Source organism: Rudaea sp. (assembly GCF_036383415.1).
Classification (GTDB): domain Bacteria; phylum Pseudomonadota; class Gammaproteobacteria; order Xanthomonadales; family Rhodanobacteraceae; genus Rudaea.
Genome location: NZ_DASVOK010000416.1, coordinates 1 through 3,914, shown reverse-complemented (window position 1 = coordinate 3,914; position 3,914 = coordinate 1). Strand labels below are relative to the sequence as shown.

The window sequence follows — 3,914 nt, the reverse complement described above, 5'->3', positions numbered from 1 at the left end:
GCCGCGTCGGCAGGTCCCAGATGCGCACGCATTTTTCTTCCGTGTTCATCGCGCGGCTCAATTGAGGTAGGCCGGAAACTTCGGCAACGCGGCGAAGTCGGCCGGATCGTGCTGGATGACGAAACGCGCGTGCAGGTTCCTGACGATGGTCTCGATGCGATCCATGTAGGCCAGCGTGTCGGCGCGGCTGTCGTTGAATGCCGGCACGCGGCGGAACTGGCGGCTCTCGCGTGCATGGTACAGGTCACCGGAGAGGACCACTGCGCCGGCCTTCTTCAAGCGCAGCAGCAAGACCTGATGGCCGGGCGTGTGGCCGGGGGCCTTGAGGATCAGGACGCGGCCATCGCCGAACACGTCGTAGTCGCGCTCGATCATCTGCTTGCTCGCGGATTCGTAAGTGCTGAACGTGGCCGGATCGACTCCGAGCGGCGTCGGCGTCGCGCTCGCCCAGGCGATCTCCTTCGAATTCATCAGAAAGGTCGCGCGGCCGAACAGGTTGGCGTTGCCGGTGTGATCGGCATGCAGGTGAGAGAACGCGACGTAGTTGACGCCGGCCGGAGTCAGGCCGATCGCCTTCAACTGGTCGACGAGGCGCACGCTCACGCTCAGATGCGTACCCGCGTCGTCGACACCGCCCTTGGCCGCCGCGTACTTGTCGCCGAGTCCCGTGTCCCAGATCAGCACGCCCTTGGGATGGCGGATCACGAAGCACGGCGCGCTCAGCGTGCGCGGCTTGCCGTCGTATTCGCCGGTGTCGGAATAGCCGCCGAAGCTGCTCTCGTCGATGCGCCCGCAGTCGAGCGCGTAGAGCCGTACTTCGTCGGCCGTCAGCGTGTCGGCGGTCTTCGCTTCCGTTGATGATGCCGGAGAGGCTGTGGGTGGCGTTGCCGCCGATACGCCGGCGGCGAACGCGAACAGCATCGAAGCCGAAATCTTCTGCCAGCCTGTCATGCGAAAACTCCTGTAGCGGAACCTGCCCTGCGCCACGCCCGCTTCTGCGACCGCGATCGGGCCGGCGAGTTCACGCGATGCCCATGCCTTCGATCTGTGCGATCGCCGCGGGATCGAATCCGGCAAGGCGGGCGAACTCGCGGCCGCGCTCGGCGTAATCCTTGAACTGGTCGAAACTCGGCGCGCCGGGCGAGAGCAGGATCACTCCGCCCTCGCGCATGGACGCGCGTGCGCGTGCGAACGCCTCGGCCAGCGTGTGCGAGGACACAAGCTCGAATCCGTGCTGCTCGACCTTGGCCAGTGCCGCAGTGATCGCGTCGCCGTTGGCGCCCATGGTGATGACCGCCCGTGGCGGATGTAGCGCGACGAAATCGACGAACGGCTGCCAGTCCACGCCGCGATCGAAGCCACCGACCAGGATCGCCGTCGCCTTGCCGCCGACGCTGCGCAGCGCTTCGATCGCCGCATACGGCGTCGTCGAGATGCTGTCGTTGACGTATTCGATGTCATCGCGCACACCGAGGCGCTGCAGGCGGTGCGGCAGCGCCTTGAACGTGGCGACGTGTTGCGCCAGCGTGCGCGCATCGATGCCAGCCGCGTCGATCGCGGCCAGCGCCGCACAGACATTGTGCGCATTGTGCAGACCCGGCAGAGGGATTTGCGCAAGTGGGAGAATTTCTTCGTCGCCGCGGAAGATCGAGTCGTCGCGCGCGTGCCAGCCGTTGTTCGAATTGAACCAGATGATTTTGCGCGGAGTCCGGATCGATGCTGTGGCGCGATCGCCCGCGTTCAATACGGCAACGCCATCGGAGCCATCGCCGAGAATCTTCAACTTGTCGGCGCGATACCGGTCCGCATCGCCGTGCCAGTCGAGATGTTCTTCGAGCAGGTTGTTGACCACGGCGACCGTCGGCGCGCCGCCGAAATCACGCGTCTGGAAACTCGACAACTCGATCACCCACCAGTCCGGCTCGACATAGGGTTCGAGTAGTTCGAGCAGCGGCAGGCCGATATTGCCGGCCAGCGCGACGCGTTTGCCGCCCGCACGCAGCAGATGTGCGATCAGCGCGGTGACGGTGCTCTTACCCTTGGTGCCGGTGACGCAGATCGCCTTCGAGTTGGCATTCTCGGCGAACCAGATCGCGGTGCCCGAAGTGAAACGCACGCCGGCCTTCTCGGCGGAAACATATGGCTCGCGATACGGGCCGATGCCGGGCGACTTGATCACAATGTCGAAGACCGACAGCGCCGCGGCATCGGGCGCAGTCGTCACGATCTCGATGCCTTCGCCGTCGCGACCGATACCGGCCGCTTCGGCCGCGCTGCAAAACAGCGTGACGGGCTGGCCGGGAAACTTACGGCGCAGCACAGACAACGCCGCCTTGCCCTCGCGGCCATAGCCCCAAACGGCGACGCGTTTGCCTGCCAGCGCCGAGAGGCGCATTCCTTGTGCGGGGCCGTCAGCGAGACGCATTCAAACTCGAAGCGAAGCGCGCAGGCAGGAAATGCTCACCCGCCGGCGCTAGCAGGGGCTCGAACGCCAGTGAAGCGCGATCGAGCTGCGGCAGGATTTCCTTGGCGAAGCGCGCGACCAGAGCGTCCTCACGCCATTCCGCGCGCTGGGTCAGCGCGTACATCGCCGCGCGCGATTCGCCACCCTCGCCGACGCATTCGAATGGCTTGTGGTCGCGGTACTCGAGCAACGCATCGAACCCCGGCACCAGCGCGACGTCGTCGAGCAGGTTGCGACCGAAGATCCGCAGCAGTCGCGGCTTGGCCACGAACGGCGCCAGCGCAAGGAAGACGAAATGGCACTTCGGGCATTGCCCGCACCAGCGATCGGATGGGTGCTCGCCGAGGATGCGGAAGTTGCGGTTGCAGCTCGAAAACACCGCATCGTACTGCGAGTGTTTCGCGAACTCGCGCGCGACAGCCAACTCCGACCACGGCCGCAAAAGCGAGAAGTAGTCGAGATCGGCGGCGACGTGCGCATGAATCTGTTCGCGCAACAGCCGCTCGAAGGCCAGCGACTTGCTCCACTGGTGATTGATCTGGCGGCCGAGGTACTCGAGCGTCGCGCTCGACGCGGAGCGCTCGTTGGAAAACGCGATCGCATCGAAGCCGTAGAGGATTGCCGCGCAGACGAGGATCGCCGAGTTGATCGCGGTGACCGGTACGTGACCGTTCCATGCGCCCTGACGGTTGTACTCGAACAGCTCCGGCGCAATGTGGCGCTTGATGTTGAGCAGCGGCAGACCGGTACGTTCGGCGCAGGCGGCGATCAGCGCCGAGTCGCCGATCCAGACTGCGGTCGCGGGTTCGTTGATGCTTTTGCACAATTCCACGCTGACTAGCGAATCCTTGCCACCGCCGATTGGCAGCAGGGTGCGCCGCGCCAGGTCCAACGCCGGCGCCTGCTTGCCGACTTCATCGCCGCCCGACTGGATCGGAATGAAGCGCAGACGCTCGCCCAGATCGAGCTTGTTCTGGTAAGCGAACTCGGCCAGGCCATGGAAATACAGTTCGTGCAGGAACTCCGCCGTACTCGCATCGAGCGCGCCGGTCTCGACGCGCAGCTCGGACGGGATGCCGGCCTTGTAGTAGCTGACACCCGCGATCAGATGCAACAAGCGCAAGGCCTGCGCGAACGCCGCTACGCGCGCAGATGGCAGCGCCGACGCATCGGGGAAGACGATGCGCTCGATCAGCAACGGGCCATCGTCAAAGGCGTACGACAGGCTCGCCGTGCCGCTCGCCGCGTCGAAATCGCAGGCGACGAAACGGAATGCCTGTGCGTTGCGCGGGTCGGCGAATTTGTCGGCAGTCGTCGCGGTCACAACACGGTCTCCGCAGCGCGTCCACGCAGATTGTAGTCCGACGACATGACCGCGCCGTAGGCGCCGGCTTGGGCGATCAGGATCACGTCGCCTTCCTGCGTCCTGGCGAGGCGGCGATGGTTGCCG

Annotated in this window: 3 protein-coding genes; all 3 read right to left on the bottom strand. The window is 65.3% G+C overall.

From position 1 onward, the window contains the following. Nucleotides 1-57: 57 nt before the first annotated feature. Complete coding sequence (locus tag VF497_RS15200) at nt 58-951, bottom strand: N-acyl homoserine lactonase family protein (protein WP_330890221.1); 894 nt, start codon at nt 949-951, stop codon at nt 58-60. A 70-nt stretch (nt 952-1,021) separates the two neighbouring features. Beyond that, nucleotides 1,022-2,395, bottom strand: a complete 1,374-nt coding sequence (gene murD / locus VF497_RS15195; RefSeq protein ID WP_330890223.1) for a UDP-N-acetylmuramoyl-L-alanine--D-glutamate ligase — start codon at nt 2,393-2,395, stop codon at nt 1,022-1,024. Between the two features lie 16 nt (nt 2,396-2,411). Continuing rightward, nucleotides 2,412-3,788, bottom strand: a complete 1,377-nt coding sequence (gene murL / locus VF497_RS15190) for a UDP-N-acetyl-alpha-D-muramoyl-L-alanyl-L-glutamate epimerase (RefSeq protein WP_330890219.1) — start codon at nt 3,786-3,788, stop codon at nt 2,412-2,414. Between the last annotated feature and the right edge of the window lie 126 nt (nt 3,789-3,914).

What these genes read in the sequence shown, in the direction of transcription:
- murD (WP_330890223.1), bottom strand. Translation starts at nt 2,395, where the DNA reads ATGCGCCTCTCGGCGCTGGCAGGCAAACGCGTCGCCGTTTGGGGCTAT.
- VF497_RS15200 (WP_330890221.1), bottom strand. Translation starts at nt 951, where the DNA reads ATGACAGGCTGGCAGAAGATTTCGGCTTCGATGCTGTTCGCGTTCGCC.